The 26,978-nt window shown below is 70.2% G+C and carries 27 protein-coding genes, 2 tRNA genes and 1 pseudogene; 16 read left to right on the forward strand and 14 right to left on the reverse strand.

Annotated elements, in window-relative coordinates:
* Positions 1 to 162 precede the first annotated feature (162 nt).
* On the reverse strand, positions 163 to 555 hold the full coding sequence (locus ADK67_RS43375; protein WP_157621562.1) for a hypothetical protein: 393 nt from the start codon (positions 553 to 555) through the stop codon (positions 163 to 165).
* Complete coding sequence (locus tag ADK67_RS43380; RefSeq protein ID WP_053722452.1) at positions 552 to 869, reverse strand: ArsR/SmtB family transcription factor; 318 nt, start codon at positions 867 to 869, stop codon at positions 552 to 554. The genes ADK67_RS43375 and ADK67_RS43380 overlap by 4 nt, the downstream gene beginning before the upstream one ends.
* A 77-nt stretch (positions 870 to 946) precedes the next feature.
* Between ADK67_RS43380 and ADK67_RS43385 the strand changes: the two genes are divergently transcribed.
* Positions 947 to 2,176 carry an MFS transporter gene (locus ADK67_RS43385; protein WP_053722453.1) on the forward strand — a complete coding sequence of 410 codons (1,230 nt, stop codon included), beginning with the start codon at positions 947 to 949 and terminating at the stop codon, positions 2,174 to 2,176.
* Here ADK67_RS43385 and ADK67_RS43390 read toward each other — a convergent pair.
* The gene (locus ADK67_RS43390) at positions 2,116 to 3,711 is read right to left on the reverse strand and encodes a serine/threonine-protein kinase (protein ID WP_053722454.1); all 1,596 of its coding nucleotides are present in this window, start codon (positions 3,709 to 3,711) and stop codon (positions 2,116 to 2,118) included. The two genes, ADK67_RS43385 and ADK67_RS43390, sit on opposite strands and share 61 nt — an antisense overlap.
* 219 nt (positions 3,712 to 3,930) lie before the next feature.
* A pseudogene (locus ADK67_RS43395) lies at positions 3,931 to 4,494 on the reverse strand (HhH-GPD-type base excision DNA repair protein); the annotation flags it as partial.
* A gap of 42 nt (positions 4,495 to 4,536) precedes the next feature.
* On the opposite strand from ADK67_RS43395, the gene ADK67_RS43400 reads away from it, so the two are divergent.
* The gene (locus ADK67_RS43400) at positions 4,537 to 5,655 is read left to right on the forward strand and encodes a type IV toxin-antitoxin system AbiEi family antitoxin (RefSeq protein WP_053722455.1); all 1,119 of its coding nucleotides are present in this window, start codon (positions 4,537 to 4,539) and stop codon (positions 5,653 to 5,655) included.
* A complete protein-coding gene (locus tag ADK67_RS43405) occupies positions 5,621 to 6,442 on the forward strand; it encodes a nucleotidyl transferase AbiEii/AbiGii toxin family protein (RefSeq protein WP_053722456.1) in 822 nt (273 codons plus the stop codon). The genes ADK67_RS43400 and ADK67_RS43405 overlap by 35 nt, the downstream gene beginning before the upstream one ends.
* Before the next feature lie 22 nt (positions 6,443 to 6,464).
* Here ADK67_RS43405 and ADK67_RS43410 read toward each other — a convergent pair whose 3' ends face one another.
* A complete protein-coding gene (locus ADK67_RS43410; RefSeq protein ID WP_053722457.1) occupies positions 6,465 to 7,643 on the reverse strand; it encodes an LLM class flavin-dependent oxidoreductase in 1,179 nt (392 codons plus the stop codon).
* Between the two features lie 104 nt (positions 7,644 to 7,747).
* Positions 7,748 to 8,863 (reverse strand): J domain-containing protein, encoded by a 1,116-nt coding sequence (locus ADK67_RS43415; RefSeq protein ID WP_157621564.1) that lies wholly within the window; start codon positions 8,861 to 8,863, stop codon positions 7,748 to 7,750.
* A gap of 58 nt (positions 8,864 to 8,921) precedes the next feature.
* On the opposite strand from ADK67_RS43415, the gene ADK67_RS43420 reads away from it, so the two are divergent.
* The 3 genes from ADK67_RS43420 (at position 8,922) to ADK67_RS43430 (ending at position 9,405) form a co-directional block, all read left to right on the forward strand.
* Positions 8,922 to 8,995 (forward strand) — tRNA-Cys (locus tag ADK67_RS43420).
* Positions 8,996 to 9,069: transfer RNA gene (locus tag ADK67_RS43425), tRNA-Pro, on the forward strand.
* Positions 9,070 to 9,147: 78 nt separating this feature from the next.
* Positions 9,148 to 9,405, forward strand: coding sequence for a hypothetical protein (locus tag ADK67_RS43430; RefSeq protein ID WP_053722459.1), 258 nt, complete (start codon positions 9,148 to 9,150; stop codon positions 9,403 to 9,405).
* 10 nt (positions 9,406 to 9,415) lie between these two features.
* On the opposite strand, the gene ADK67_RS43435 is transcribed toward ADK67_RS43430, so the two are convergent.
* Together ADK67_RS43435 and ADK67_RS43440 are read right to left on the reverse strand one after the other, a co-directional pair.
* Positions 9,416 to 9,895 (reverse strand): hypothetical protein, encoded by a 480-nt coding sequence (locus ADK67_RS43435; protein ID WP_053722460.1) that lies wholly within the window; start codon positions 9,893 to 9,895, stop codon positions 9,416 to 9,418.
* A gap of 141 nt (positions 9,896 to 10,036) precedes the next feature.
* Positions 10,037 to 10,843, reverse strand: a complete 807-nt coding sequence (locus ADK67_RS43440; protein ID WP_053722477.1) for a metal-dependent hydrolase — start codon at positions 10,841 to 10,843, stop codon at positions 10,037 to 10,039.
* Between the two features lie 283 nt (positions 10,844 to 11,126).
* On the opposite strand from ADK67_RS43440, the gene ADK67_RS43445 reads away from it, so the two are divergent.
* From ADK67_RS43445 to ADK67_RS43460, 4 genes are all read left to right on the forward strand, one after another.
* Entirely contained in the window at positions 11,127 to 12,347 is a 1,221-nt protein-coding gene (locus ADK67_RS43445) for an NADP-dependent isocitrate dehydrogenase (RefSeq protein ID WP_053722461.1), read from the forward strand.
* A 212-nt stretch (positions 12,348 to 12,559) separates the two neighbouring features.
* Positions 12,560 to 12,874 carry a hypothetical protein gene (locus ADK67_RS43450; protein WP_063797922.1) on the forward strand — a complete coding sequence of 105 codons (315 nt, stop codon included), beginning with the start codon at positions 12,560 to 12,562 and terminating at the stop codon, positions 12,872 to 12,874.
* A gap of 12 nt (positions 12,875 to 12,886) precedes the next feature.
* Positions 12,887 to 13,105, forward strand: coding sequence for a hypothetical protein (locus ADK67_RS43455; RefSeq protein ID WP_053722463.1), 219 nt, complete (start codon positions 12,887 to 12,889; stop codon positions 13,103 to 13,105).
* A 9-nt stretch (positions 13,106 to 13,114) separates the two neighbouring features.
* Positions 13,115 to 13,921: an exodeoxyribonuclease III gene (locus ADK67_RS43460; RefSeq protein ID WP_053722464.1), complete on the forward strand. Its 807-nt coding sequence runs from the start codon at positions 13,115 to 13,117 to the stop codon at positions 13,919 to 13,921.
* Here the strand turns inward: ADK67_RS43460 and ADK67_RS43465 are convergent.
* On the reverse strand, positions 13,890 to 14,720 hold the full coding sequence (locus tag ADK67_RS43465; RefSeq protein WP_053722465.1) for a hypothetical protein: 831 nt from the start codon (positions 14,718 to 14,720) through the stop codon (positions 13,890 to 13,892). The two genes, ADK67_RS43460 and ADK67_RS43465, sit on opposite strands and share 32 nt — an antisense overlap.
* Before the next feature lie 237 nt (positions 14,721 to 14,957).
* Here ADK67_RS43465 and ADK67_RS43470 point away from each other — a divergent pair, with 237 nt between their 5' ends.
* The 5 genes from ADK67_RS43470 (at position 14,958) to yhjD (ending at position 21,823) form a co-directional block, all read left to right on the forward strand.
* Positions 14,958 to 16,643: a TIGR03767 family metallophosphoesterase gene (locus ADK67_RS43470; protein ID WP_053722466.1), complete on the forward strand. Its 1,686-nt coding sequence runs from the start codon at positions 14,958 to 14,960 to the stop codon at positions 16,641 to 16,643.
* An 83-nt stretch (positions 16,644 to 16,726) separates the two neighbouring features.
* The gene (locus ADK67_RS43475; protein ID WP_082404722.1) at positions 16,727 to 19,246 is read left to right on the forward strand and encodes a bifunctional FO biosynthesis protein CofGH; all 2,520 of its coding nucleotides are present in this window, start codon (positions 16,727 to 16,729) and stop codon (positions 19,244 to 19,246) included.
* A 161-nt stretch (positions 19,247 to 19,407) separates the two neighbouring features.
* The gene (locus tag ADK67_RS43480; protein ID WP_053722467.1) at positions 19,408 to 19,695 is read left to right on the forward strand and encodes a hypothetical protein; all 288 of its coding nucleotides are present in this window, start codon (positions 19,408 to 19,410) and stop codon (positions 19,693 to 19,695) included.
* Between the two features lie 111 nt (positions 19,696 to 19,806).
* Positions 19,807 to 20,787, forward strand: coding sequence for a tryptophan--tRNA ligase (trpS, locus tag ADK67_RS43485; RefSeq protein WP_053722479.1), 981 nt, complete (start codon positions 19,807 to 19,809; stop codon positions 20,785 to 20,787).
* 25 nt (positions 20,788 to 20,812) lie between these two features.
* Complete coding sequence (gene yhjD / locus ADK67_RS43490; RefSeq protein ID WP_053722468.1) at positions 20,813 to 21,823, forward strand: inner membrane protein YhjD; 1,011 nt, start codon at positions 20,813 to 20,815, stop codon at positions 21,821 to 21,823.
* A gap of 15 nt (positions 21,824 to 21,838) precedes the next feature.
* On the opposite strand, the gene ADK67_RS43495 is transcribed toward yhjD, so the two are convergent.
* Both ADK67_RS43495 and ADK67_RS43500 read right to left on the reverse strand, forming a co-directional pair.
* The gene (locus ADK67_RS43495) at positions 21,839 to 22,183 is read right to left on the reverse strand and encodes a hypothetical protein (RefSeq protein ID WP_053722469.1); all 345 of its coding nucleotides are present in this window, start codon (positions 22,181 to 22,183) and stop codon (positions 21,839 to 21,841) included.
* A 25-nt stretch (positions 22,184 to 22,208) separates the two neighbouring features.
* A complete protein-coding gene (locus ADK67_RS43500; protein WP_053722470.1) occupies positions 22,209 to 22,445 on the reverse strand; it encodes an SCO4848 family membrane protein in 237 nt (78 codons plus the stop codon).
* 60 nt (positions 22,446 to 22,505) lie between these two features.
* On the opposite strand from ADK67_RS43500, the gene ADK67_RS43505 reads away from it, so the two are divergent.
* Positions 22,506 to 23,801 carry a D-alanyl-D-alanine carboxypeptidase family protein gene (locus ADK67_RS43505; RefSeq protein ID WP_063797921.1) on the forward strand — a complete coding sequence of 432 codons (1,296 nt, stop codon included), beginning with the start codon at positions 22,506 to 22,508 and terminating at the stop codon, positions 23,799 to 23,801.
* Between the two features lie 203 nt (positions 23,802 to 24,004).
* Here ADK67_RS43505 and ADK67_RS43510 read toward each other — a convergent pair whose 3' ends face one another.
* Genes ADK67_RS43510 through ADK67_RS43520 form a run of 3 tightly spaced genes read right to left on the reverse strand, consistent with a single transcriptional unit; the run spans position 24,005 to position 26,977 of the window.
* Positions 24,005 to 24,787 carry a succinate dehydrogenase iron-sulfur subunit gene (locus tag ADK67_RS43510; RefSeq protein WP_053722472.1) on the reverse strand — a complete coding sequence of 261 codons (783 nt, stop codon included), beginning with the start codon at positions 24,785 to 24,787 and terminating at the stop codon, positions 24,005 to 24,007.
* Positions 24,787 to 26,541 (reverse strand): succinate dehydrogenase flavoprotein subunit, encoded by a 1,755-nt coding sequence (gene sdhA, locus ADK67_RS43515; RefSeq protein ID WP_053722473.1) that lies wholly within the window; start codon positions 26,539 to 26,541, stop codon positions 24,787 to 24,789. Before sdhA ends, ADK67_RS43510 begins: the two co-directional genes overlap by 1 nt.
* A 25-nt stretch (positions 26,542 to 26,566) precedes the next feature.
* A complete protein-coding gene (locus tag ADK67_RS43520; RefSeq protein WP_053722474.1) occupies positions 26,567 to 26,977 on the reverse strand; it encodes a succinate dehydrogenase hydrophobic membrane anchor subunit in 411 nt (136 codons plus the stop codon).
* Position 26,978: the final 1 nt, after the last annotated feature.

Here is a 26,978-nt window from a genome sequence, read left to right on the forward strand (position 1 = left end):
AGGCCCGATTTGACATGGGTTCGGGTGCTTTAGGCTGGTCGAAGCCGGCAGGCCTGGCGGGACCCTTTACCCCGCCGGGCCTGCCGGCTTTGGCCTGCCTGGAGTGCCCGTAAGGGCCCCATGTCAAATCGAGCCGGGCTCAACCACCGAGCCGCACCCGCACTACCCCCGCGCCTCCACCCACCCCTCCACCCGCTCCCTCAACCCCTCATCCCGCACCTGCCCCACAACATCCCGAACCGCCCGCGCCACCAACTTCTCGTACCGCCCGGATAGTCCTTCCCCCTCAGCCATCACATCCGCCGCCAACACATCGGGATCCGCCGCCCAAGCCCCCAACGACCGCACCACCCGAGCCCGCAACGCGAACCGATCCGCCACCGCCCGCGCCCGCCGCACCCCACTCCGCTCCCCACCGTGCGACGCCGCCAACGCCACCGCCGCCCAAGCCAACCGATTCACCGCGGCCCGGTCCTCGTCGTACACCCGCCCCTGCGCGAGCACCCTCACCCACTCCCAATCATTGGCGTCACCCACCACACCCACACTCCTCATCTCTCCGCCGCCAACACACCATCAAGCAACCCCGGGAACAGCGCATCCAGATCGTCCCGGCGCAACGTGCTGATCCGCGAAGTCCCCTGCGGTCGAACGCGCACCACACCCGCCTCCCGCAACGTCCGCACGTGGTGGGTCAGGGTCGACGCCGTCACCCCCAACGGCAGCACCCCACACGAAAGCCCCTCCTCGTGCCTCGCCAACGCGCGCACGATCTGCAGTCGCACCGGATCGGCCAACGCGTGCAGCACCGACGCTATCCGGATCTCGTCCCGCTCCGGGTGGGCGAGCAAGGTGGTCATAACGCCCATACTACGAGACCCATCGAAGTTCGATGAACGCCGTAGTACGATCCCCATCGAAACTTCACTCGACCGGGGGAGCGCACATGTCGGCACGTACCTACCTACTCGCTGCCGGGGCGTTCGCCATCGGCACGAGCGGGTACATCGTCTCCGGCGTGCTGCCGGCCGTGAGCGAGGAACTGGACGTCTCACACGCCACCGCGGGTCAGCTCCTCACCGCGTTCGCCATCGCCTACGCGATCTCGTCACCGCTGCTCGCCGCTCTCACCGGCCGGTGGGAACGCCGCACGCTCCTGGTCGTCGCCCTCGGCGTGGCCGCCTTCGGGAACCTCCTCGCCGCCCTCGCCCCGAACTACCCGCTGCTCTTGGTCGCCCGCGTGATCAGCGCCCTCGGTGCGGCCGTCTACACACCCGCCGCGACTCTCGTCGCCACCGTCCTGAGCCCGCCGGAACACCGCGGCCGAGCCGTCGCACTGGTCTTCGGCGGCCTGACGTTCTCCCTGGTCCTCGGCGTGCCGGCGGGCAACCTGCTCGGCGGGCCCCTCGGCTACCAGGGCGTGTTCGCGCTGATCGCGGCCGTCTCGGTCCTCGCCGCGATCGCCGTGCGCCTCTGGCTGCCGCGCGTCGACGCACCGCCCGCCGTCGGCCTGCGCCAGCGGTTCGCCCCCGCCGCCGACCGCCGCGTGCTGATGGTCCTCGGCCTGACCGTGCTCGCGTGCCTGGCCGTGTTCAGCGTCTTCAACTACATCGCGCCCCTGCTGGGCGAGACCGCGAACGTGGAGGGCGCCACGATCGGCATCCTGCTGGTCGCCTACGGCCTCGGCTCCGTGCTCGGCAACTGGGCCGCCGGGCGTCTCACGGACCGCTTCGACACCCGCAAGCTGCTGGTCGTCCTCTTCAGCTGCTTCACCGTCGTGCTGGCGACGTTGCCCCTCACCACCACCACCCCGGTGTCAGCCGCCGTCGCGCTCTTCGTCTGGGGCGCGCTCACCTGGTCCGCGAACCCGCCCATCCAGAGCTGGCTGATCGAACTCGCGCCCGCCAACAGCGGCCTGCTGCTGTCGCTCAACGCCTCCGCGATCTACCTCGGCGTCGGCCTCTCGGGCGTGCTCGGCGGCCTGGTGATCAGCTGGGTGGGCCTGCTCCCGCTGGCGCCGATCGCCGCGCTCCTCGCCCTCACGGCGCTCGTGATGCTGATCTTCGCGCTCAAGCCGCAAACCCCTCCGGCCGACCCTCGAAGCCCTCAGGACCCTCAGGACCCGAACGCGCTGGTGGTGACCACGCCGACCCCCGGCTCGCTCGCCAAGCAGTGAAAGTAGTTCCGGTCGCCGTCCGCGAACGCCACGGCGGTGATCTGCCACGTCGTCGTGTCCACGGTCGGGCGGGTGTTGGCCTTCATGGCCTCCGCCGTGCAGACGTCGACGACCTCCGGGGCCTTCAGCAGGGCGTCGCTGCCCACGTTGGGGATCGCGCCGGACAGCCAGCCACCGGCGAACGCCTCCCAGAAGTGCTCGACCGAGCAGTCTCCGGCACGTCGTGCGGTGGCCGGTTGCCCGCCCACGTTGTTGATGCCGTGGTAGCAGGTGGGTTCGGCGACGCAGTAACCCGTGTCGCAGTCCTCCAACGCGGGCGGCGCCACCGCGGCACCCTGCCCGGCGGTGGACGTGGAGGACGAGGTGGTCTTGGTGTCCTGGTTGTGCGTCGCCCACCACCAGGTGCCGACCGCGACAGCCGTCGCGAGCACCGCCGCGCCGATCACCAGCGCCCACGGCTTCTTGGTGGGCGGGCGCGCGTAGGAGGCGTTGTACAGGGGACGGGGGTCCTGCGGGGCTGCCTGGACCTGGTTCCTCGGAACCTGACCACCGGGCACTTGACCACCGGGCACCTGACCGCCGAAGCCCTGACCACCGGGCACCGGACCACTAAGCACCTGACCACTGGGCACCGGACTACCGAAGCCCTGACCGCTGGGCACCGGACCGCTGAAGCCTGGACTGCCGAAACCCTGGCCGCCGCCCTGACTGCTGCCCTGACTGCTGCCTTGACTGCCGGGAACCTCGCTCAACTCCTGCCCCAGCCGAACCGCGCTCGGCGTGCGGTGAGCCACGTCCGGGTGCAACGCGCGCACCAACGTCTCGTGCAGGTCCCGCGGCACACCGGGCACCGGCGGCACGGGTGAGCGCAGCACCTCGCCGAGGTGGTCGAACGACTCGACCGGCCACGGCACCGGACGCGGTGGCTTGCCCGCCAGCAGGTCGTACAACGTCGCCGCCAGCGCGTAGACGTCCGCCGCCGGCGTCGGCTGGGCCATCGCGAACGCCTCCGGCGGCGCGTAGCTGGGGCTCAACGCGTCCCGCGTCACCGTGCTCGACCCCTCGGCGTCGAGCAGCGCCGCCAACCCGAAATCGGCCAGCTTCGCCGTGCCGTACCGGTCGAGCAGGATGTTGCCGGGCTTGATGTCGCGGTGCAGCACGCCTTCCGCGTGGGCGGCGGCCAACGCGTCCGCCAACTGCACGCCGAGCCGCCGTACCCGGTCGGCGCTCAACGGGCCCTCGCGCCGGACGAGGTCGGCCAGCGAGCCGCCCGTGCACAGCTCCATGACCAGGTAGGGGGTGCCCTGCGGGGTGAAGTTGGCGTCGTGCACCGAGACGACGTGCGGGTGGCCGGACAACCGGGCGGCGGCGTGCGCCTCGCGCAGGAACCGCCGCCGGTCGCGTTCGGTCCGCAGCACCCGGTCGTCGACCTTGACCGCGACCTCGCGGTTCAACTGGACCTGGCGGGCTCGGTAGACGGTGGCGAAACCACCCTGGCCCAGCGGCGTGAGATCGGTCAGACCAGGCAACTCCACGTCGGGACTCTAGCCCTTCGCCGCCGCCTTACCCGTGGTTTTCCCGGTCACCGCGGCTTTCCCCTTGACCGCCGCTTTCCCCTTCGCCGATGCCTTCACCGCCGTCTTCGCGGCAGCCTTCACCGCCGCCTTCGCCGGGGTCTTCGCCGGAGCTTTCACCGCTGCCTTCGCCGGGGCTTTCACTTCCGCCGGACCGTCCGCCGGACCGTCCGCCTTCGCCGCATCCGCCTTCGCCGCCTTCTTGAACGCGCGGACCTCGGCCAACGTCTCGGGGCTGGTCACGTCGGCGATGGAACGCCGGGAACCTTCCTCCCCGTACGCGCCGGCCGCCTCACGCCACCCGTCCGGCGTCACCCCGCGCTGCTTGCCGAGCAACGCGACGAAGATCCGGGCCTTCTGGTCGCCGTACCCGGGCAGCGCCTTCAACCGGCGCAGCACTTCCTTGGCGTCCGGCTTGCCGGACTTCCAGATGTTCGCCGCCTTGCCGTTGTAGTGCTCGATCACGTGCAACGCGAGCGCGTGGACCCGACGCGCCATCGACGCGCCGTACCGGTGGATGGCGGGCGGCTGCACGCACAGCTCCACGAACGCCTCCACGTCGGCCTCGGCGATCTTGGTGATGCTGAACCCGTCCATCCGGTCCGCGATCTTCCGCGGCCCCGCGAAGGCGTGCTCCATCGGGAACTGCTGGTCCAGCAGCAGCCCCACGAGCAGGGCGAACGGGTCGTCGCTCAGCAGCTTGTCGGCGGCCGGGTCACCGGTCAGGCGCAGCTTCTTCGGCATGGGTGCCATCCTCCCACCGGGTCCTGCGACTCCACTGGTCGAATGGCCGGTGAGGTCCGCAGGTCGGTCACGGTTGCGATGCGGCAGAGCGACGTTCAACATGGCACCATGTTCAACGAGAATGAACAAGGCCAAATTTTGAACAAGCACGGCCCGTGGGCCCCGTTCGAAGACCTGCTGCGGCAGCTCGGCCTTCACGTCGTCGTGCGGTCGTCCGACCCCGGTGCGGACGGAGGGGCCGATGTGTTGGCCGAGGTCAGCAGGGGTTCTGGGGCGAGCCAGACGTACGTCGTACAAGCCAAGCGACATGTGCCACCCGAACTTGCGACCGCACTCCACCACCCCCACGCCTCGCTGCCGACCCTCGTCTTCGCGCACTCGATCACCGAGCGGGCTGCGGAACTGCTCCGTGAGCGAGCGATCGACTACATCGACGCCGCCGGCAACGCGCACATCGCGTGGAACGACGTTCTCATCGACGTCCGTGGTCGCCGCAAGGCTGTTCAGCGGCCGGAAGCGCCTTCGTCGCGGGGTAGCAAGGCGTTCAGTCGCGCGGGGCTTCAAGTCGTGTTGGTCCTGCTCAGTTGGCCGCACATGGCCGGAGAGCCGCTGCGACGGCTCGCAAGGGCCAGTGCGGTTTCCTTGGGCACGGCCAAAGCTGTTGTCGATGACTTGTCCAAGGTGGGTTACCTGTACGACGTGCGGGGTGTTCGTAGGCTGGCACGGGCAGGGGAGTTGCTCAGCCGGTGGTCGGAGGCGTATTCGACTACGCTCTCGCCCTCGCTCTTCCTCGATGGGTTCTCGGTCGAGGACATGTCGTGGTGGTCGAGGGCGAAGGAAGAACTGGCGGGGTCGAACGTCCAGCTTGGTGGCGAGGTTGCGGCGACTCTCATCGACTCGCATCTCGTCCCTGCGACTCTTACCTTGTACGCCGACGAGGTGCCGCGCGCACTCGTCCGCCGGCACCGAATGTTGCCTGCCGGCAAGGATGGGAATGTCCAATTTCGCCGACGTTTCTGGCAGGTGGAGGACGAGGGCTGGGCCGTGCCGTCCGTGCTGACCTACGCCGACCTCTTGGCGTCCGGTGACCCCCGGCAGCGTGAACACGCAGACAGGATCAGGCGCGGTGACGATCGACTTGCGGAACTCGACCGACTTTGAGGTCCTGCGCGCCGCGAAGGTCCTGGCCCGCATCGCCGAAGTGGCGCGTGGGGTTGGTGTCGATTTCCTGGTCGTAGGGGCGATGGCTCGTACGATCATCTCGGTCGGGCTGCTGGGTACCGTTCCCGAACGGCGGACCAAGGACATCGACATCGCCACCGAGGTCGGCTCCTGGGAGGACTTCGAACGCTTGGCGAAGAGGTTTGATGAGCGCAAGGGGACGCACAAGTTCGTCATCGCGGGCACCGAGGTCGATGTGGTCCCTTATGGTGGTGTCGAGCGGGCGGATCGGACGATCTTGTGGCCTGACGATCACCAGATGAACGTCCTCGGTCTGCGCGAAGCCGTAGATTCAGCGGTGACCGTGCTCATGCCGGACGGGGTCACGGTTCAAGTTCCTTCGATTCCGGCGCTTGCTCTTCTGAAGCTGTTCGCGTGGCGCGATCGCCATCGCGTCGACACGCGCGATGCCATCGATCTGGTGGTGATCATCAACTGGTACTCGTCCGGGCACTACTGGGATCGGCTCTACGACGAGGAATTCGACATCCTTGAACGGTTCGGCCACGACCCGCGCGTCGCGGGTGCCGCGCTCTTGGGCAGGCACATGTCGGACCTGCTCGGTGACCAGGCCGTTGCCGTGCTGGTCGACGTCGTCGACAACGAGGACCTCATGGGAAGACTCGCACGGGACATGGCCGCGGTCAGAGCGGCTGAACTGGTCACGGCGATGGGCGACGGGATCCGGGATGCCGTCGCTGAACGACGGTCGCCAGAGCGTCGGTGACCGCGCACGGAACTCCGCGACTTCACTTGTCGAACTCCGGGATCAGTTCGCCCACCAGCCGCAGGCTCTGCATGACGTCCTCGTGCTTCAGGCTGCCGACCTGGTGGAAGGCCATCAAGCGGTCGATGCCCATGTCGGCGTAGACGCGCAGCTTCTGCCGGCACGTGTCCGGGCTGCCGACGATCAGCGAGTCCTGCTCGTTCAGCGCCTCGAAGATCTCCTCCGGCGCCACGTCGTCGCCCTGCAGGACCCGGCCGATCACCACCTGGGCGCGGTTCGGTCCGGTGGCCGCGGCGGCCTCCGCTCGCAGGAAGTCGCCGGTCAGGCCGCCGCCGGACGGGTCGTTCAGCAGTTCTTCCTGACGCCGCACGGTCTCGACGAACGTGTCCGCCGCCTCGAAGAACGTCAACGCCTTGACCGTGTACCAGGCCGCCGCGGCCACCGCGCCGTTCCGGATCGCCTGCTCGTCGGTCTCCGCGCAGTGCACGAACGTGAAGAACGCGACCTGGTTGTTGACGTACGAGCCGACCGGTGACGCGCACGCCTCGGCCGCCGCCCGGTACAGCCCCACCATCCGGCGCACCCGTTCGACGGACTCCCAGATCGTCGTGCCGAGCACGCCGACGCCCCGCCGCCCGGCCTCCTCGAACGACGCCGGGCTCGCCGCCGCCTGCCACAGCGGCGGGTGGGGCTGTTGCAGCGGCTTGGGCACGATCGGCACGTCGCGGATCTCGAAGTCCTCGCTGGAGTGCGAGAAGCGCTCCGACGTCCACATCCGCGGGATCATCTCGAACGCCTGCTGCGTCTGCCGCCGCACGTCCGCCGGGTCGACGCCGAACAGCCGCCACTCCGGCGCGGTGGACCTGGTGAGGCCGAACTCAAGCCGCCCGCCGCTCAGGTGGTCGAGCATGGCGGCGCGTTCGGCTGCTCTGATCGGGTGGTTGAACCGCGCCGGCGCGAGCACCGCGGCGTGCCCCAGCCTCATCCGCGACGTCTGCTGCGAGATCGCGGCCAGCAGCAGCTCCGGCGCGGACGACAGGCTGAACTCGTCGGCGCCGTGGTGCTCGACCTGCCACCAGCAGCCGTAGCCGAGCTCGTCCGCCAGCCTCGCCTGCGCCAACGCCTCCGTGATCCGCGCGTGCTGGTGACCTTCCTGCCACGGGCGCGGGTCCTGGATCTCGTTGAAGACGTCGATCTTCACAGCCCGACTCCTCCCGTGGGTCGGCCGAAACGTAGCCCGCGGACGCCCGCCGCGACATGCGCCATTCGGTTGACCGCCAACCGGTTCTCACCGGAGCGGGAGGTTCAGCCGGCCGTCCGCGCGATCGGCACGACCTGGGCGATCAGCAGGCGCAACGCCTCGCGGTCCACGGTGGCCGGGTCCTCGGCCAGCCAGCCGCCGATCTCCTCGACGAACTGGGCGGGCGTCATCGGCGGCACGACGGCTTCCGCCGCTTCCTCGGTGGTCACCACGCCGTCGCGGCTCGGGTAGACCAGCAGCGCCGTCCGGATGTCCAGCCACGGCAGCAGTTTCCGGTACACCGCGAGGCTGCGCGGCATCCGCATGCCGCCGCCGCGGAACGGGTGGCCGTTGCGCCACACCGAGCCGTCGTCCTCGGCCTCGTAGTGCCCGGGCAGCCACGACTTCGACTCGATCAGCACCAGCTTCCGCCCGCACAGCACGGCGTGGTCGACGTCGGCGAACACCGAGCCGGGCCAGGCGAGGCCGTGGAAGATCCGCGCGCCGGGCAGCCGGGTCAGGTACCGGCTGAGCAGGTCGGCGGTGAGCCGTTCGCAGACCCGGTCGTCCGTGGTCCCGTGCACCACGCCGGTGTCGTGGTCCTGCGTGAACGACCGGTCGGCCCGGATCGCCGACAGGTACCGCCGCACCAGTCGGAACGCCGCCGTCGCCGCGGCCGCGACCACGAGCAGCCAGATGCCGAGCGCCAACGGCGAGAAGTCGACGACGACCACGGGCAGCAGGAGGAAGAACCACCCGCAGAGGGCCGCCAGCGCCGGCGCGTGGCCCGGACCGGCGGCCGGCACGTACCGGACCCGCTGGCCGACGTCGACCAGGTGCCACCACGCGAGGCCGCCGAGGTCCACCACGGGCTTCGGAGGTACGAAGTCGGGATCTTCGCCGAAGTTGCGCAACCGACCGGTCCGGCCGGAGCGCGGCGGGCGGGTCGGCGACGTCGGCCGTGCGCCCGGACGGGTGAACGACCAGCCACGGTCGTAGTCACGTCTTCGCGCCGGATCTCGCAGGGTGTCATATGCCTCTTGCAGCATGCGGAACGTGCCGGAGGACCCGCCGGCGTCCGGGTGCATGACCTTGGCCAGGGAGCGGTAAGCGGACTTGATCTCCGCCTCGGACGCGTAGCGGCCGACCCCGAGGAGTTCGTAGTAGTCGACTCCGCGCACGAGGGCAGACCTTAGCGGCCCTGTCTCCGGGACCGTGGTCATGGTTAGTGTTGGGCAGGAGCCCGGTAGCGCAGTGGTTGTCGCGCCCTCCTGCACGGAGGGAGGACGTCGGTTCGAATCCGGCCCGGCTCGGGACCATGTAGCGCAGTGGTTGACGCGCCCTCCCCCTGGGAGGGAGGACGCCGGTTCGAGTCCGGCCTGGTCCGCTCGGTTGGAACTCGTGCGCGCACGGGGGCTCGCCGCCCCGAGTTGCCGGTGCCCACCACCCGGCGCAGGCTTCGACCATGGCGACTTGCGACGTCTGCGGCAACGACTACTGGATGACCTTCGAGGTCCGCACGACCGGCGGCGGCGTGCACACGTTCGACAGCTTCGAGTGCGCGATCCAACTGCTGGCACCGCGCTGCGAGCACTGCGACTGCCGCATCCTCGGGCACGGCGTCGAGGTGCAGGGCCGGTTCTTCTGCTGCGCGCACTGCGCGCGCAGCGCGGACCGCCTCGGCGCCGAGATCAAGGACACCGTCGGCGCGCACCCCGGCTGAGCACCGGGTTTCAGCCGCAGTCCAGCACCAGCCGGCCGTTGACGAACGTCGGCTGCAGGTCGCCGCGCGCGTCCACGCTCTTCGTGCCGTGCGGCAGGACTTCCTCGATCGCGCTGAACGCCAGGATGTCCGACACGCCGTAACGGCCGCGCAGCGTGCGCTGGCCGGGGAACCGCAGCGCCCGGCCTTCCTTCCGGTCGCGGTGCGCCAACGCGGCCCGCAGCGCGCCGCGGGTCAGCTCCTCGGGTCCGGCGAGCCGTTGCAGCGAGCCGTTGTGCACGGCCACGCCGTAACCGCGCTCGATCAGCGTCGACACGGTGTTCTCGGACGGCTCCTCGGTGAGCCGGAACGACATGGCGTGCCGGCCTCCCACGTCGTGCACGCACACGAGCTGGGCGTGGAACAGCAGCGTCTCGTACAGCGACACCGCGACGGTGTCCGCGGTCGTCCGGTCGTCGTGACCGGCGTTGAGGCCGAGCCAGGTGGTCATCCGGCCGCCTCGACAACGTTGTCGTGCGTGGGGTGGGGCACGAAGTCCTCCTCGACGCGATCGGCGCGGGACAGGATTTCGGAGGAGGCTAGTCCGATCGGGTGATGAAGTGGTAGCCGCCGAATGGCCGGTATCTGAAATCTAGATGGGTAGCAGATCGAAACTTTCGAGGAACGGGAGCGCGCCCGCCTGCTGCAACGCGGCGGCGGACAGCCACACGCTCAGGATCGTGACCAGCGGTCCGACGATCGCCATCTCGACAGTGCCGCCGGTCTTCATCCGCATGATCTTCGGCGGCGCGACCGGGAACCAGGTCTTGCCCATCAGTGGGATCGGCCACAGGATCGGGCAGCCCTGCTCGGTGATCGCGTCGCCGAGGTAGTGGGCGAAGCACCCGACCCCGACCGCGACCCCGCACGCCGCCGCGCTGGCCGGTGTCTGCGCCGTCCAGGCCACGCAGGCGACCGTGATCCCGGCCGAGACGCCCGTGATGAGCAGGGCGTCCTTCTGCGGGCACCAGTCGTTCATGATCCCGCGCACGGCCAGGCCGGCGAACACGAACATCAGGGCGGGCAGCGCCCACTTCTGCGACTGCTGCACGACGGCGGTCGTGCCGACGGCGGCGGCCAGGGCGAACGCGAGCGTGTGCGTCAGGCCGCGGTGCCCGCCGTCGCGGTTGGAGTCCTTGCGGGTGCGGGTGGTGCGGTAGACGAACGAGCTGATCGTGTTGATCAGGGCCGACGCGCCCGCGCTGACCGGCCCGAACGTGCGCGAGATCGTCGACGACGGGTGGTCGAGGTCGGGCAGCAGGGCGGCGCCGGTGGCGAGCACCGCGCCGACGGCCCAGCTCTGCGGCGTGAGCTGGCCGATGGGGTGGTTCTCGGCTATCGCGGTCACCGCCGCCCAGGCCAGCAGACCGCTCATGGCGTGGGTCGGACCCGTCGACAACGCTGCCCCCTTGATCACTCGTACGGGTCCGAGATTAGCGGGGCCCGGGCGTGCGGAGGGCGCATTCCGCGAACGCGTGTTCGAGTGTCGCCGCAGGGCGTCCCCGTGCGGCGCGCCGGCGGCCCGGCTGGTTGTATTGGCCGGAGACCACACCTGCCACCGGCGGTCGCGGCGTCGGCGCCGATGTGACGCCGTTCCCTTTTTCCGCCCGGGTGGACGCAAGCAACCCGACATAGCAGTACGCTTGTCTTGCTTGCATTGTCGCGAGAGGAGCGCCCTGAGTATGGGCAAGATCAAGGTTCAGGGGACCGTCGTCGAACTCGACGGCGACGAGATGACGCGGATCATCTGGCAGTTCATCAAGGACAAGCTGATCCACCCGTACCTGGACGTCAACCTCGAGTACTACGACCTGGGCATCGAGCACCGGGACGCCACCGACGACCAGGTCACCATCGACTCCGCGCACGCCATCAAGAAGCACGGCGTGGGCGTCAAGTGCGCGACCATCACCCCCGACGAGGCGCGGGTGGAGGAGTTCGGCCTGAAGAAGATGTGGGTCTCGCCGAACGGCACGATCCGCAACATCCTCGGCGGCGTGGTGTTCCGCGAGCCGATCATCATCTCGAACATCCCGCGGCTGGTGCCGGGCTGGACGAAGCCGATCATCATCGGCCGTCACGCCCACGGCGACCAGTACAAGGCGACCAACTTCAAGGTCCCCGGCGCGGGCGAGCTGACCATCACGTTCACGCCCGAGGACGGCTCCGAGCCGATCAAGCACGTGGTGGCCAACTACGGCGCCGACGGCGGCGTGGCCATGGGCATGTACAACTTCAACAAGTCCATCGAGGACTTCGCGCGTGCCTCGTTCTCGTACGGGTTGCAGCGCAACTACCCGGTGTACATGTCGACCAAGAACACCATCCTCAAGGCGTACGACGGCGCCTTCAAGGACATCTTCCAGCGGGTGTTCGAGGAGGAGTTCAAGGCGCAGTTCGACGCCGCCGGCCTGGAGTACGAGCACCGCCTGATCGACGACATGGTGGCCGCCGCCATGAAGTGGGAGGGCGGCTACGTCTGGGCGTGCAAGAACTACGACGGCGACGTCCAGTCCGACACGGTCGCGCAGGGCTTCGGCTCGCTCGGCCTGATGACGTCGGTGCTGATGACGCCGGACGGCAAGACCGTCGAGGCCGAGGCCGCGCACGGCACCGTCACCCGGCACTACCGGCAGCACCAGGCGGGCAAGCCGACGTCCACCAACCCGATCGCGTCGATCTTCGCGTGGACCGGTGGCCTGAAGCACCGCGGCAAGCTGGACGGCACGCCCGAGGTGACCGGCTTCGCGCAGACGCTGGAGCAGGTCATCGTGGAGACCGTCGAGAGCGGCCGGATGACCAAGGACCTCGCCGTGCTCGTCGGCAAGGACCAGGAGTGGCTGACCACCGAGGACTTCCTCGGCACGCTGGACGAGAACCTGCAGAAGAAGATGGCCGGCTGACGCCTGCCCTTCGGCTCGCGTGATCAGGGGACTGCCTCCGGGCGGTCCCCTGATCCGTTCCCGGCCTCCGCTCCGGCTTCCGCTCCGCCGATCCGTCTCCGTGACGACGTCACCCGTCCGGGTCCCCGGTGGTGTGGATTGTGGTCCGGACCGCCTCACGGGCACCTGGCTCGCGCTATATCTGCACTTCAGCAGAGGTGTCGGGAGGCGTGATGTTCGGGATTCCGGTGCGCGGGATGGTCGTCGTGGGTGCGCTCGCGGTGGCCGGGTTGATGTACGTCGCCAACGAGGGCAAGAAGCTCGGCGTCGACGAGGCCGCCGCGCGCGAGTGCAAGGTGACGGTGATCGCCGACGTCCTCAACGTGCGGTCCGGCCCCGCCGACACCCAGCCGATCGTGGCGACCATGCCGCGTGACGCCGTCGTGCGGGCGGAGACGAGGATCGAGAACGGCTTCCGGTTGCTGGCGGACGGGCGCTGGGTGAAGGACGAGTTCGTGACGCCCACCTCGGACAGCGGCTGCACGTGATGTGATGGGCGGATGTTCTTCAAGTGGCGGTCGTTCCGGCGTGACGTGGTGACCTGCGCGTGCGAGCCGGAGTGGCCGGGTCTGCGGGCGGTGCTGGACGGGCACGAGGTGGCCGGGGTGCCGTCGCCGGAGGGCAGCAGCCCGTTGGTGCTGATGCTCGGGTTGGCCGCGTCGTGCACGGGCTGCGGCGCCGAGTACCCGTACGGCTGGGCGGTCGCGGATCGCCGTTAGGCTGCCCGGGTGCTGACCGTCTCCACGATCAACGTCAACGGGCTGCGTGCCGCCGCGAAGAAGGGCTACCTCGAGTGGCTGGCCGCGACGGCGGCGGACGTCGTGTGCCTCCAGGAGGTGCGCGCCGAGCCGGGGCAGCTGCCCGACGAGGTGCGTTCGCCGGAGGGTTGGCACGTGGCGCACGCGTACTCCGAGGTCAAGGGCCGCAACGGGGTCGCGGTGCTGACGCGCGAGGCGCCGCAGGCCGTGCGGATCGGGTTCGGCGTGGCCGAGTTCGAGCACTCGGGCCGGTACGTCGAGGTCGAGCTGGCCGACGTGGTCGTGGCGTCGCTGTACCTGCCCAGCGGTGACGTCGGCACGCCGCGGCAGGACGAGAAGGACCGGTTCATGGCGGCGTTCCTGCCGTACCTGGTGGAACTGCGAGACAAGGCCGCCGCCGACGGCCGCGAGGTGCTGGTGTGCGGCGACTGGAACATCGCGCACCGGGCCGAGGACCTGAAGGCGTGGAAGACGAACCAGAAGTCGTCGGGCTTCCTGCCGGAGGAGCGGGCCTGGATGGACCGCGTGTTCGGCGAGGCGGAGTACGTCGACGTGGTCCGCTCCCTCCACCCGGACGTGACGGGCCCGTACACGTGGTGGTCGTACCGGGGCAAGGCGTTCGACAACGACTCCGGCTGGCGGATCGATCTCCAGGTCGCCACGGCAGCCCTGGCCGCGAGCGCACGCACGGCGGTGGTCGAGCGGGCCGCGACGTACGCCGAGCGCTGGTCCGACCACGCGCCGGTCACGGTGAGCTTCGACTGGCCGACGCCGTAGGTCCGAGCGGTTCGAGGGCTCGTCGTCGGGCGGTGCTGTCGGCCGGGTTCGTGAGGTCGAGTCGGATCCCGCCGCAGAGACCGCCGATGGCGAACGGCACGAGCGGGCCGTAGGTGGTGGCGCGGCCCGTTCCGGCACGGAGCGCGGCGAACTCCTCGGCGACGGCCGCGGCCTGGTCGGGTGTCTCGATGTCGAACAGCGCGAACGCGGCGGTGAGGTCGTCGTCCGGCTCCGATCGGGCGTCCGGAACCACATGACCTGCCAGGCGGCGGTACGCGCCGTAGACGCGTTGCAGTTCACGAGAGGCGCGCCGCCACGCCGCCAGCGCTTCCAGTTCGGCGGACGTCAGCTGGAGCGGGGTGGTCACCCCCGTCAGGTCCGGCACGGGGACGGCGTTGAGGTGGAACTCGTCGACGACGCCGTTGAACCTGGCCACCAACGCCGCGAACAGCTCGTCCGCGTGGGTGTCGAGCGCTCCTCGGAGCCGCCGGCGCAGGGCCTCGGCCTCGACCTGCCGGAAGGTGTCCGACACCGCGTGCTCGGCGACCAGGACGGCGTTGAACGCCGCACGCGCCCTCAGGTAGTCGGCGGTGGTCCCGGCGTTCATGAGCGCGTCACGGGCAGCGGCGACGGCGGCGCCTGAAGCGGCGGCCTCGACCTCGGCGGCCAGGGCCAGTTCGGCCCGGAGGGCCTCGGGCAGGTCCACGACCTCGCTCAGCTCACGCACCAGGTCGGTCAGGTTCCTCCCCTCGTCGTCGGTCCGCGCCCAGGAGGTCGGTGCAGGCTTGGTGGTGGCCACACCGAGATGACGGGGTGGCCGGTCGTGCCGGTAACCCGGACCCCGTGAGGTGTGATCGGGAACACATGCGGCCGAATTCGGCGCGATGTCCTGCCGTCGCGCGAAAGCCTTGCCGCGCAACGGAACCGATCCACCCGACGATCGACTTCGCTCGTTCGGCCGCACTTCACCCCGAGTTCGTGACGCGCTCCCCGGTTCGTGAGAACTTTTCACCTAACCGAGACGCGGGAGTGTTCGATGGGGATCAGCCGGCGGCGTTTCTTCCAGGCGACGAGTGCGGCGGGCGCGGTGCTGCTGTGGGGCGGGCCCGCCTGGGCGGCCACCACCGGCACGACCCTGGACACCGCGGCGACGGCGGTCGGCGGCACGGGCTACCGGAGGTTGCAGGCCGGGCCAGGGTGGCCGTTGGCGGTGCGGTCCGACCTGGCGACGCCCGGCGCGGGACGGGCCGATCGGCGCACGTCGCTGGCCTGCTTCGTCCAGTTCACCGACATGCACATGGTCGACACCCAGAGCCCGGCTCGCTTCGAGTACACCCACCCGTTGCTGGGCGCGGGTGCGTTCCGCGCGCACGAGACGCTGGCCCAGCACACGTCGACGGCGCTGGTCGAGAAGATCAACGCCATCCGCACCGGGCCGTTCACCCACCGCCCGATCGACTTCATGATGACCACGGGCGACAACACCGACAACCACGAACTGGTCGAGCTGGACTGGTTCCTCACCGTCCTCAACGGCGGCCGGATCACCGCCAACACCGGCGACCCCGCCCGCTACGAAGGCGTGCAGGACTCCGGCGTCAAGGCCTACTGGAACCCGCACACAACCCTCCTGGACGACTACAAGGCCAAGGGCTTCCCGCACCTGCCCGGCCTGCTCGACGCCGCCATCCGCCCGTTCGACAGCCCCGGCCTGCGCATCCCCTGGTACTGCACGTTCGGCAACCACGACGACAGCGTGGTCGGCTCCCTGCCCGACGGCATCCCGCTGATCGACGGCCTCTACACGGCCGACCGCAAGATCATGGGCTTCGCGGACGGCCAGGTGCAGCGGCTCGCCAGGGCCATGACCGACCCCGCGCACGTGCTGGACGCGGCAGCCGTCGTCGCCGAGGGCGGGCTGGTCCGCACGGTCACCCCGGACGCCCGCCGCCGGCCGTTCACCACGGCCGAGTTCGTCCGGGCGCACCTCGACCCGCGCCACACCGGCCCCGGGCCGCACGGCCACGGCTTCACCGAGGACAACGCCGACGGCGTGGACGTCTTCTACACGTTCCCGATCGCGCCCGGCGTCACCGGCGTCAGCCTCGACACCACGACCACCGCGGGCTTCGCCGACGGCTCGATCGGCCTGCACCAGTACCTCTGGCTGGAACGGACCCTCAAGCGCGGCAGCTCCCGCTACTACGACGTGTTCGGCTTCCCCCACCGCCAGGACGTCACCGACGAGCTGTTCATCCTGTTCAGCCACCACACCAGCTGGACGATGGGCAACGTCCTGCCCGACCGCCGCCGCCCGCTCGACCCGAGGCTGGACGGCAAGGCGCTCGTCGACCTCCTCGGCCGGTTCCCGAACGTCGTCGCCTGGGTCAACGGCCACACCCACGAGAACCGGATCGTCCCGCACGGCACGGGCGAGCGGGCGTTCTGGGAGATCAACACGGCCGCGCACGTCGACCACCCGCAGCACGCCCGGATCATCGAGCTCGCCGACAACGGCGACGGCACGTTGTCCCTGTTCACGACCCTGGTCGAGGGTGACGCGCCCTACCAGGCCGACTACGACGACTTCTCGCCGCGCGGCCTGGCCTCGCTGGCCCGCGAGTTCGCGTTCAACGACCCGCACGCGAACGCGGGCGCGGTGGGCGAGCCGACCGACCGCAACACCGAGCTCCTCGTCGCCGGGCGGGCGCCGGTGCGGTGACCTCGGAAGAGGACCCGACTGCGCCCCGTGTCGGAAATCACACTGGGCGTGATCAGGAATTTTCCCGACCTAATGTCGTTGTCGTGGCCGTGGACCTCTCGATCACCCCGCCGGAGCCGACGCCGAGCGCATCGGCGATGCGACGCGCGCTGCGCCGTGCCGCCGACGGCGCGGTGCTCGACGTCACCGAGGCCGCCGTGCTGCTGCACGCCCGCGGTGACGACCTGGACGCGTTGCTGGACGCCGCGGGCCGGGTGCGCGACGCCCACCTGCTGGCGGAAGGGCGGCCGGGTGTCGTCACCTACAGCCGCAACGCGTTCATCCCGCTGACCCGCCTGTGCCGGGACCGCTGCCACTACTGCACGTTCGCCACCGTCCCGCACAAGCTGCCCGCCGCGTTCCTGGAGCGGGACGAGGTGCTGGAGATCGCGCGCCAGGCCGCCGCCCAGGGCTGCAAGGAAGCCCTCTTCACGCTGGGCGACCGGCCGGAGGAGCGGTGGCCGCAGGCGAAGGAGTGGCTGGAGGCGCGCGGGTACTCCTCGACGCTCGACTACGTGCGGGCCAGCGCGATCGCCGTGCTGGAGGAGACCGGCATGCTGCCGCACCTCAACCCCGGCGTGCTGAGCTGGGAGGAGCTGCAGCGGCTGCGTCCCGTGGCGGCCAGCATGGGGATGATGCTGGAGACCACGGCCGAGCGGCTGTGGAGCGAGAAGGGCGGCCCGCACTACGGCAGCCCCGACAAGGAGCCCGCGGTCCGGCTGCGGGTGCTGACCGACGCGGGCCGGGTGAACGTGCCGTTCACCACCGGCATCCTGATCGGCATCGGCGAGACGATCACCGAGCGCGCCGAGTCCCTGCTGGCCATGCGCGGCATCGCGCGCCAGTACGGGCACATCCAGGAAGTGATCATCCAGAACTTCCGGGCCAAGCCGGACACCGCGATGCGCGGCATGCCCGACGCCGACCTGCGCGAACTGGCCGCCACCATCGCGGTGGCGCGGCTGGTCATGCCGTCGTCCACGAGCGTGCAGGCGCCGCCGAACCTGGTCGGCGGCGAGTTCGGGCTGATGCTGCGCGCCGGCATCGACGACTGGGGCGGCGTGTCGCCCGTGACGCCGGACCACGTCAACCCCGAACGGCCGTGGCCGCAGGTCGACGCGCTGGCCGAGCACACCCGCGCCGCCGGGTTCGAGCTGAGCGAGCGCCTCGCCGTCTACCCGCGGTACGTGACCGCGACCGCCGGGCAGTGGATCGACACCCGCCTCACCTCGCACGTGTCCGCGCTGGCGCGGCAGGACGGGCTGGCCGAGCCGGACGCACCCGTCGTCGGCCGCGAGTGGCAGGAACCCGACGGCGGCCTGGACACCTACGGCCGGGCCGACCTGAACACCGCCATCGACACCGAGGGCCGCACCGAGGACCGGCGCGGCGACTTCGACAGCGTCTACGGCGACTGGGCGTCGTTGAGCGTCCCCAAGGCCCTCGAACGGCTGCCCGAGGACGCCGCGCGGGCCCTCCGGCTGGCCGCGGACAGCCCCGAGAAGCTGCTGGACGACACGGACGCGGCCATGGCGCTGCTCACCGCGGACGGCGCGGCGCTGGAGACCATGGCCAGGCTCGCCGACGAGCTGCGCGCCCAGGTGGTCGGCGACGACGTCACCTACGTGGTCAACCGCAACATCAACTTCTCCAACGTCTGCTACGTCGGCTGCCGGTTCTGCGCGTTCGCCCAGCGCGAGCGCGACGCGGACGCGTTCCGGCTGTCCGTGGCCGAGGTCGCCGACCGCGCGCAGGAGGCGTGGGACGCGGGCGCCACCGAGGTCTGCATGCAGGGCGGCATCGACCCGAAGCTGCCGGTCACCTACTACGCCGACGTCGTGCGCGCGATCAAGGCCAAGGTGCCGGGCATGCACGTGCACGCGTTCAGCCCGATGGAGATCGTCAGCGCGGCGGCCAAGGCGGGTGTGAGCGTGCGCGAGTGGCTGACCGAGCTGCGCGAGGCCGGCCTGGACACCATCCCCGGCACCGCCGCCGAGATCCTCGACGACGACGTGCGCTGGGTGCTGACCAAGGGCAAGCTGCCCGCCGCCACCTGGCTGGACGTGGTCGCCACCGCGCACGAGGTGGGCCTCCGCTCGTCGTCCACGATGATGTACGGCCACGTCGACCACCCCGGCCACTGGCTCGGGCACTTCCGGGCGCTGGCGGCCCTCCAGGACCGCACGGGCGGCCTCACGGAGTTCGTGGGCCTGCCCTTCGTGCACCGCAACGCGCCGATCTACCTGGCGGGCGTGGCCCGTCCCGGCCCGACGCGGCGCGACAACCGGGCCGTGCACGCGTTCGCCCGACTCGCCCTGCACGGCCGCGTGGACAACGTCCAGTGCTCGTGGGTGAAGCTGGGCGACGAGGGCACCGCCGAAGTGCTCCGGGGCGGCGCCAACGACCTCGGCGGCACGCTCATGGAGGAGACCATCAGCCGCATGGCGGGCTCCGAGCACGGCTCTGCCCGCACGGCCGTGGAACTGCACGCCACGGCGGCGCTGGCCGGCCGCCCGGCCCGTCAGCGCACTACGACATATGGCCGAGTCGACGTCGTGAGGTAACCCCTGCGGGGACGGGTGAGCGCGGCTGTGGTTAGTCTGCCGCCGGTCGCGTTTACCCGAACCGAACATGCCAGCATCACAGCTTCGGTAGGTTCGCGGCCGTCCGTCAACAAGGTTCACTCCTCGGTGGAGTGGCACGGTGTTGGTGAGGAGGCTGGGCGGTGCGCGGTCGCGGTGCGGTCCTGGGTCTGGTCCTGGGCACGGCGTCTTCCCTGCTCGTCGGAGGTGTCGCGGTGGCGGCCGACGGCGCGGTGGCGGCTCCCGTCTCCCTCGACGCACCGGTCGGCATCGCCGCGGTGGCGTTCGGCGCGATCGGCCTGGTGGCCGGTCTGGTCCGGCGCCGCAGGACGGCGGTCGTGCGTTCGGCGGCCAACCAGCCCGTCGCCACCACCCCGGTGGCCGACGGCGGCGACGCGGCCGAGGTCCGGCCCGCCACCACGGGGGTCTGATCGGCCTGGGAGAATCCTCCCGTGGTCGTCGACAACTCACGTGAGAACGCCGCGGGCGAGGCCTCGGGCCGGCCCGACGCGAACCCGGCTCCGGCGAGCCGTCCCCGCGTCCTGTCGGGCATCCAGCCGACCGCGGGCTCGTTCCACCTCGGCAACTACCTCGGCGCGCTCCGCCAGTGGGTGGCGCTGCAGGAGACGCACGACGCGTTCTACTGCGTCGTCGACCTGCACGCGATCACCGTCGAGCAGGACCCCAAGGTGCTGCGCCAGAACACCCGCGTGTCGGCCGCGCAGCTGCTCGCGCTGGGCATCGACCCGGACCGCTCCTCGCTGTTCGTCCAGTCGCACGTCCCCGAGCACGCCCAGCTCGCCTGGGTGATGCAGTGCCTGACCGGTTTCGGCGAGGCCAGCCGGATGACCCAGTTCAAGGACAAGTCCGCGCGGCAGGAGGCGGCGATCGGCGTCGGCCTCTTCACGTACCCGATCCTGCAGGCCGCGGACATCCTGCTCTACCAGGCGCACCACGTGCCGGTCGGCGAGGACCAGCGGCAGCACCTGGAGCTGACCCGCGACCTGGCCCAGCGGTTCAACACCCGCTACGGCAAGACGTTCCGGCTGCCCGAGCCGTACATCGTCAAGGACACCGCCAAGATCTACGACCTGCAGGACCCGACGTCGAAGATGTCGAAGTCCGTGCCGGCGGGCGTGGTGGAGCTGCTGGAGGACCCGAAGCGGTCGGCCAAGAAGATCCGGTCGGCGGTCACCGACACCGGCCGCGAGATCGTCTACGACCCGGAGCACAAGGCCGGCGTGAGCAACCTGCTGGTGATCTACTCCGCGTTGACCGGGCGTTCGGTCGAGTCGCTGGTCGCCGACTACGACGGCAAGGGCTACGGGGACCTGAAGAAGGACCTCGGCGAGGTGTTCACCGACTTCGTCACGCCGGTCCGGGCGCGGGTGGCCGAGTACCTGGACGACACCGCCGAGCTGGACAAGGTGCTGGCGCGCGGCGCGGAACGGGCGCGCGGCGTGGCCTCGAAGACGTTGGCGCGGGCCTACGAGCGGATCGGCTTCCTGTCGAGTGGCGTGTGATCACCTGACGCATTAACTTTTCCGTGTGGCGGAAAAGGGTGGGACCGAGTCGAAGCTCGACCGCGTGCGGCGGCAGCGGCCGTGGCTCGACCACCTGTTCCGGGCCGCCGAGCGGTACAGCGAGCAGTACGGGGCGCACTACGCGGCGGCGGTGACGTACTTCAGCGTGCTGTCGCTCGTGCCCATGCTGATGATCGGCTTCGCGGTCGCCGGTTTCGTGCTCGCCTCGCAGCCCGGCCTGCTCGACGAGCTGAAGGCGGGCATCGCGGAGGCCGTGCCGGGCTCGCTCGGCGACACCATCAACCAGGTGGTCGAGCAGGCGATCCGGTCCAAGGGCACGGTCGGCGTGCTCGGCCTGCTGGCCGCCGCCTACTCCGGTCTCGGCTGGATGAGCAACCTGCGTGACGCGTTGACCGCGCAGTGGGGCCACGCGAAGGCCGACCGGCCGTTCCTGAAGACGACGCTGAAGGACTTCCTGGCGCTGATCAGCCTCGGGCTGGCGCTGGTGGTGTCGTTCGGCCTGACGGCCGTCGGCAGCGGGTTCGCCGAGCTGGTGCTGCGGTGGGTCGGGCTGGACGGCGTCGGGTGGGCCGAGGCGCTGCTGAAGATCGGCACGATCGCGCTGGCGCTCGTCGCGAACTGGCTGGTGTTCCTGTGGGTGCTGGCCAAGCTGCCGCGCGAGCCCGTCGGCTGGCGCAGCGCGGTCAAGGGCGCGGCGGCGGCGGCGATCGGGTTCGAGACCCTCAAGCAGGTCGCGACGATCTACCTGAGCAGCGTCACCAGCTCGCCCGCGGGCGCGGCGTTCGGGCCGATCATCGGTGTGCTGGTGTTCGCGAACCTGGTGGCCCAGTTCCTGCTGTTCATCACGGCGTGGACGGCCACGGCGCGGGAGAACCTGGTCGCGGAGCCGCCGCCCGCCCCGCCGCCCGCCGTGATCCGGCCCGTGGTGGAGGTGCGGTCCGGCCCCAGCCCCCGCGCCGCCGTCGGGCTGGTCGGCGCGGGGCTGCTGCTGGGCGCGTTGTTCCGTCGGCGCTGAGGCCGCGGGCGCCGCCTACGACCAGAAGACTGCGATGCCGACGTTCAGCACGACCAGGCCGGCCAGCACGGGCGTGAGCCAGGCGGCGGGCTTCTTCTTCAGGTTGACCGCGACCAGCGCCGCGATGACGACCAGGACCAGCAGCTTCACGCCGATCTTGATGTCGTTGTAGTCCTGGTCGGTCAACGGGGCCAGGCCCATCAGCGCCACGCCGGTGAGCAGCTGCAACGCGCTGCCGTGCAGCCAGCCCTTGTTCAGCGGGGCGTCGGCGTCGGCCCGACGCTGGACGAAGAACATCGCGATCAGCATGCCCATGCCGAGCAGGTGCAGGAACACCAGCAGTAGGCGCACGAACTCCACGGCGGAGCCTCCAGGTGTGGTGGGTTTACTCGCTCTTGGCGCTGCCGGCCGCACGCAGCCCGCGCACGCCCAACACGCCGATGACCGTGCCGAATGTGAGCGACGCGACAATCAGCAGCAGGTGGACGGTGAAGAACGCGGTCGGGCCGCCGTCCCACGAGCGTGGGTCCTTCCAGATGTTGCGCAGGAAGGTCGGCCAGAGCACCCAGGACCACACCCCGAAGGCAAGCAGGAACACGGACATGCCGCGGGAGAGCTTCACCGGAGCAGTATCGGACGTGGCGGGTGCAGGTCACTCATCCGGGGTGGATAGCCTGGGCGGGTGCGTTCCTCCGCGTTCCGACGGCCCGTTGCCCTGGTCCTGGCTGCTTGTGCGCTGATGGCCGGCGCGTCGCTCGTGGCCGCACCGGTCGCCACGGCCCAGCCGGCCTGCGAGAACAAGGTGTCACCACCCCCGCCGGTGGACACCTCCGAGCAGGTGGCGCCCGGCGAGAAGGCTCCACCACCGATGGAGGTGCCGGAGAGCCCGATCGGGGGACAGCGCCTCGGTGAGTGCGGCCTCGTGCTGCCACCGAACGCGCCCGTGCCCCCGGACGGCATCACGGCCAAGAGCTGGCTGCTCGCCGACATGAACAGCGGCGCCGTGCTGGCGGCCCTCGACCCGCACGGCCGGCAGCGGCCCGCGTCGGTCATCAAGGTGCTGCTGGCCATGGTGGTGGCCAAGGAGCTGGCGCCCGACGCGACCGTGGCGGCGACGCCCGAGGACCTCGCGCAGGAGTGCACCTGCATCGGGCTGCGCAACGGCGCCGAGTACTCCGTCGAGCAGATGCTCCAGGCGCTCGTGATGGCGTCCGGCAATGACGTGGCGCACGCGCTGGCCCGTCGGCTGGGCGGCGTGCCGTCGGCGATCCGGAAGATGAACGCCCTGGCGGCCGAGCTGGGCGCGCTGGACACGCGGGCCGTGACGCCGTCCGGGCTGGACGCGCCGGGCACGTCGACGTCCGCCTACGACGTGGCGCTCATTTACCGCGAGGCGATGAAGTACCCGGACTTCGTCAAGGCCGTGATGACGCAGCGGATCGACTTCCCGGCGCCCAACGGCAACGGGACCGTGCCGATCGTCAACGACAACCGGCTGCTGACCTCGTACGAAGGTGCGTTGGGCGGCAAGTCCGGGTTCACCGACGACGCGCAGCACACCTACGTGGGCGCGGCCGAGCGCAACGGCAAGCGGCTCGTCGTCGTGCTGCTGCGCGGCCAGCAGCAGCCCGTGCGGATGACCGACCAGGCCGCCCGCCTGCTCGACTACGGCTTCGCCCTGGAACCGGCCGCGTCCGGCAACCCGGTGGGCAGGCTGGTCGAGGGCGCGCCGCAGGCGAAGAAGAAGACCACCGAGCCCCGGCCGACGCCGACCAGCGCCGGTGTCGGCGAGGTCGCCAACTCCACGCCCGACGGCACCCAGCCCTCCGCCATGCAGACGGCGTTCGGCAACGTCGGCGGCCCGATCACCGCCGTCGCCGGCCTCGGCCTGCTCCTGGGCCTGTTCATGTACCTGCGCAGCCGCCGCGCCAAGGCCGCCCGCGCCGCCCGCAACCGCGCCGCCCAACAATCCCCCTGACCACGAGAGTCCAACGCTCAGCCCTCGAGAGTCCTACGTTCAGGCCCCCTGAATTCAACGCTCACGACGAACGGCACGTGCCTGAGCGTTGAATTCAGGTGTCCTGGGCGTAGGACTCTCGCGCGTTGAACGTAGGACTCTCGGGTATGCGCGAGGGCCCCCGAGTGGTGGTCGGGGGCCCTGTGGTGGTGCGGGGTGGGAGGTCAGGTGCGCTTGAAGAGGAGGGCGCGCTTGACTTCCTGGATGGCCTTCGTGACCTGGATGCCGCGCGGGCAGGCGTCGGTGCAGTTGAAGGTCGTGCGGCAGCGCCACACGCCGTCCACGTCGTTCAGGATGTCCAAGCGCTCCTCGGCGCCCTCGTCCCGGCTGTCGAAGATGAACCGGTGGGCGTTCACGATCGCCGCCGGGCCGAAGTACGAGCCCTCGGTCCAGTACACCGGGCACGACGTGGTGCACGCCGCGCACAGGATGCACTTGGTGGTGTCGTCGAACCGCTCGCGGTCGGCGATGGACTGGACCCGCTCACGCGTCGGCTCGTTGCCGTACGTGATGAGGTACGGCTTGACCGCCTTGAACGCCTCGAAGAACGGCTCCATGTCGACCAGCAGGTCCTTGTGCACCGGCAGGCCCTTGATGGGCTCGATGGTGATCGTGGTGGGCTTGCCACCCGACGCCAGCAGGTCCTTCAGCAGCACCTTGCACGCCAGCCGGTTCACGCCGTTGATGCGCATCGCGTCCGAGCCGCAGATGCCGTGCGCGCACGACCGGCGGAACGTCAGCGTCCCGTCCAGGTACCACTTCACGTAGTGCAGCAGGTTCAGCACGCGGTCCGACGGCAGGGCCGGGATCTCGAACGAGTCCCAGCGCGGCTCGTCGTCGAACTCCGGGTTGAACCGGCGCACCTTCACGGTGACGGTGATCGCGCCGTCCGGCACGGGGGGCTGGTTCCCGCGCGAGCCGGTGGACACTTCAGCGGTAGCGGTCATCAGTACTTGCGCTCCATCGGCTGGTACCGGGTGAACGTCACGGGCTTGTAGTCGAGCCGGATGTCGGCCGCCAAGCCGTCGCCCTGCTTGTAGTACATGCTGTGGCGCATGAAGTTCGTGTCGTCGCGGTTCGGGTAGTCCTCGCGCGCGTGACCGCCGCGGGACTCCTTGCGCGCCAGCGCGCCCACGACGAGAACCTCGGCCAGCTCCAGGAGGAAGCCCAGCTCGACGGCTTCCAGGAGGTCGGTGTTGAACCGCTTCCCCTTGTCCTGCACGGTGATCCGCTGGTACCGCTCCTTCAACGCCTGCACGTCGTGCAGCGCCGTCTTGAGCGTGTCCTCGGTGCGGTACACCGACGCGTTGGCGTCCATGGTGGCCTGCAGCTCGGTGCGGATGTCCGCCACGCGTTCCTCGCCGTGCTCGGACAGCACCAGCGCCACCTGCGCCTCGACCTGGGCCGCCGGGTTCTCCGGCAGCTCCACGTGCTCGTCGCGGCTCAACGCGTACTCGGCGGCGGCGATGCCCGCGCGGCGCCCGAAGACGTTGATGTCCAGCAACGAGTTCGTGCCGAGCCGGTTCGCGCCGTGGACGGACACGCACGCGCACTCACCAGCGGCGTAGAGGCCGGGCACGACGTTGTCGTTGTCCCGCAACACCTCGCCGTGCACGTTGGTCGGGATGCCACCCATCGCGTAGTGCGCGGTCGGGTAGACCGGCACCGGCTCCGTCACCGGGTCGACCGCGAGGTACGTGCGGGCGAACTCGGTGATGTCGGGCAGCTTCGACTCCAGCACCTCCGCGCCCAGGTGCGTGCAGTCGAGGAGGACGTAGTCCTTGTTGGGGCCCGCGCCGCGGCCTTCCAGCACCTCCAGCGCCATCGAGCGGGCCACGATGTCGCGCGGCGCCAGGTCCTTGATGGTGGGCGCGTAGCGCTCCATGAACCGCTCGCCGGAGCCGTTGCGCAGGATCGCGCCCTCGCCGCGCGCGCCCTCGGTCAGGAGGATGCCCAGGCCCGCCAGGCCGGTCGGGTGGAACTGGTAGAACTCCATGTCCTCCAGCGGCAGGCCCTTGCGGAACACGATGCCCATGCCGTCGCCGGTCAGCGTGTGCGCGTTGGACGTGGTCTTGAAGACCTTGCCGAAGCCGCCGGTGGCGAACACCACGGACTTGGCCTGGAACACGTGGATCTCGCCGGTCGCCAGCTCGTAGGCCACCGCGCCCGTGCACACCGGGCCGTCCTCGGTCTCGGTCATGCAGATGTCGAGCACGTAGAACTCGTTGAAGAACTCGATGCCGTGCTTGACGCAGTTCTGGTACAGCGTCTGGAGGATCATGTGGCCGGTGCGGTCGGCCGCGTAGCACGCCCGCCGCACGGCCGCCTCGCCGTGGTTGCGGGTGTGGCCGCCGAACCGCCGCTGGTCGATCTTGCCCTCGGGCGTGCGGTTGAACGGCAGGCCCATCTTCTCCAGGTCGAGGACCGCGTCGATGGCCTCCTTCGCCATGATCTCGGCGGCGTCCTGGTCGACCAGGTAGTCACCGCCCTTGATCGTGTCGAAGGTGTGCCACTCCCAGTTGTCCTCCTCCACGTTCGCCAGCGCGGCGCACATGCCGCCCTGAGCGGCGCCCGTGTGGGAACGCGTGGGGTAGAGCTTGGTGAGCACGGCCGTGCGGGCGCGCTGGCCGGACTCGATCGCCGCACGCATCCCGGCGCCACCCGCGCCGATGATGACGACGTCGTACTTGTGGAACTGCATGGCTCTGAGCACTCCCCGCAGCGGGTCAGTCGGTGATGTTCGGGTCGAAGGTGAAGATCACGTACGAGCCGAGGGCGATGATCAGCACCATCGACACGTAGAGCAGCACCTTGAGCCAGAACCGGGTCGCGTCCTTGCGGGCGTAGTCGTTGATCACGGTGCGCAGGCCGTTGCCGCCGTGGATCTGGGCCAGCCACAGCATCGCCAGGTCCCACATCTGCCAGAACGGCGAGGCCCACCGGCCCGCGACGAAGCCGAAGTTGATGCGGTGCACGCCGCCGTCGAGGATGTTCATGATGAACAGGTGCCCGAGCACCAGCACCACCAGCGCGACACCCGAGATGCGCATGAACAGCCAGCTGTACAGCTCGGAGTTGCTGCGGCGGGCGGCGGGGCGGCGCGGTGCGCGCGGCTTGGCCAGGGTCAGTTCGCTCATG

This window comes from Saccharothrix sp. NRRL B-16348 (genome assembly GCF_001280085.1).
Classification (GTDB): Bacteria; Actinomycetota; Actinomycetes; order Mycobacteriales; family Pseudonocardiaceae; genus Actinosynnema.

Coding starts and splice junctions, on each gene's coding strand:
- ADK67_RS43455 (WP_053722463.1), top strand. CDS start 12,887: ATGTTCTTCAAGTGGCGGTCGTTCCGGCGTGACGTGGTGACCTGCGCG.
- ADK67_RS43435 (WP_053722460.1), bottom strand. CDS start 9,895: ATGACCACCTGGCTCGGCCTCAACGCCGGTCACGACGACCGGACGACC.
- ADK67_RS43470 (WP_053722466.1), top strand. CDS start 14,958: ATGGGGATCAGCCGGCGGCGTTTCTTCCAGGCGACGAGTGCGGCGGGC.
- ADK67_RS43520 (WP_053722474.1), bottom strand. CDS start 26,977: ATGAGCGAACTGACCCTGGCCAAGCCGCGCGCACCGCGCCGCCCCGCC.
- ADK67_RS43430 (WP_053722459.1), top strand. CDS start 9,148: ATGGCGACTTGCGACGTCTGCGGCAACGACTACTGGATGACCTTCGAG.
- ADK67_RS43510 (WP_053722472.1), bottom strand. CDS start 24,787: ATGACCGCTACCGCTGAAGTGTCCACCGGCTCGCGCGGGAACCAGCCC.
- ADK67_RS43450 (WP_063797922.1), top strand. CDS start 12,560: ATGTTCGGGATTCCGGTGCGCGGGATGGTCGTCGTGGGTGCGCTCGCG.
- ADK67_RS43400 (WP_053722455.1), top strand. CDS start 4,537: ATGGCCGGTGAGGTCCGCAGGTCGGTCACGGTTGCGATGCGGCAGAGC.
- ADK67_RS43385 (WP_053722453.1), top strand. CDS start 947: ATGTCGGCACGTACCTACCTACTCGCTGCCGGGGCGTTCGCCATCGGC.
- ADK67_RS43445 (WP_053722461.1), top strand. CDS start 11,127: ATGGGCAAGATCAAGGTTCAGGGGACCGTCGTCGAACTCGACGGCGAC.
- ADK67_RS43375 (WP_157621562.1), bottom strand. CDS start 555: ATGAGGAGTGTGGGTGTGGTGGGTGACGCCAATGATTGGGAGTGGGTG.
- ADK67_RS43380 (WP_053722452.1), bottom strand. CDS start 869: ATGGGCGTTATGACCACCTTGCTCGCCCACCCGGAGCGGGACGAGATC.
- sdhA (WP_053722473.1), bottom strand. CDS start 26,541: ATGCAGTTCCACAAGTACGACGTCGTCATCATCGGCGCGGGTGGCGCC.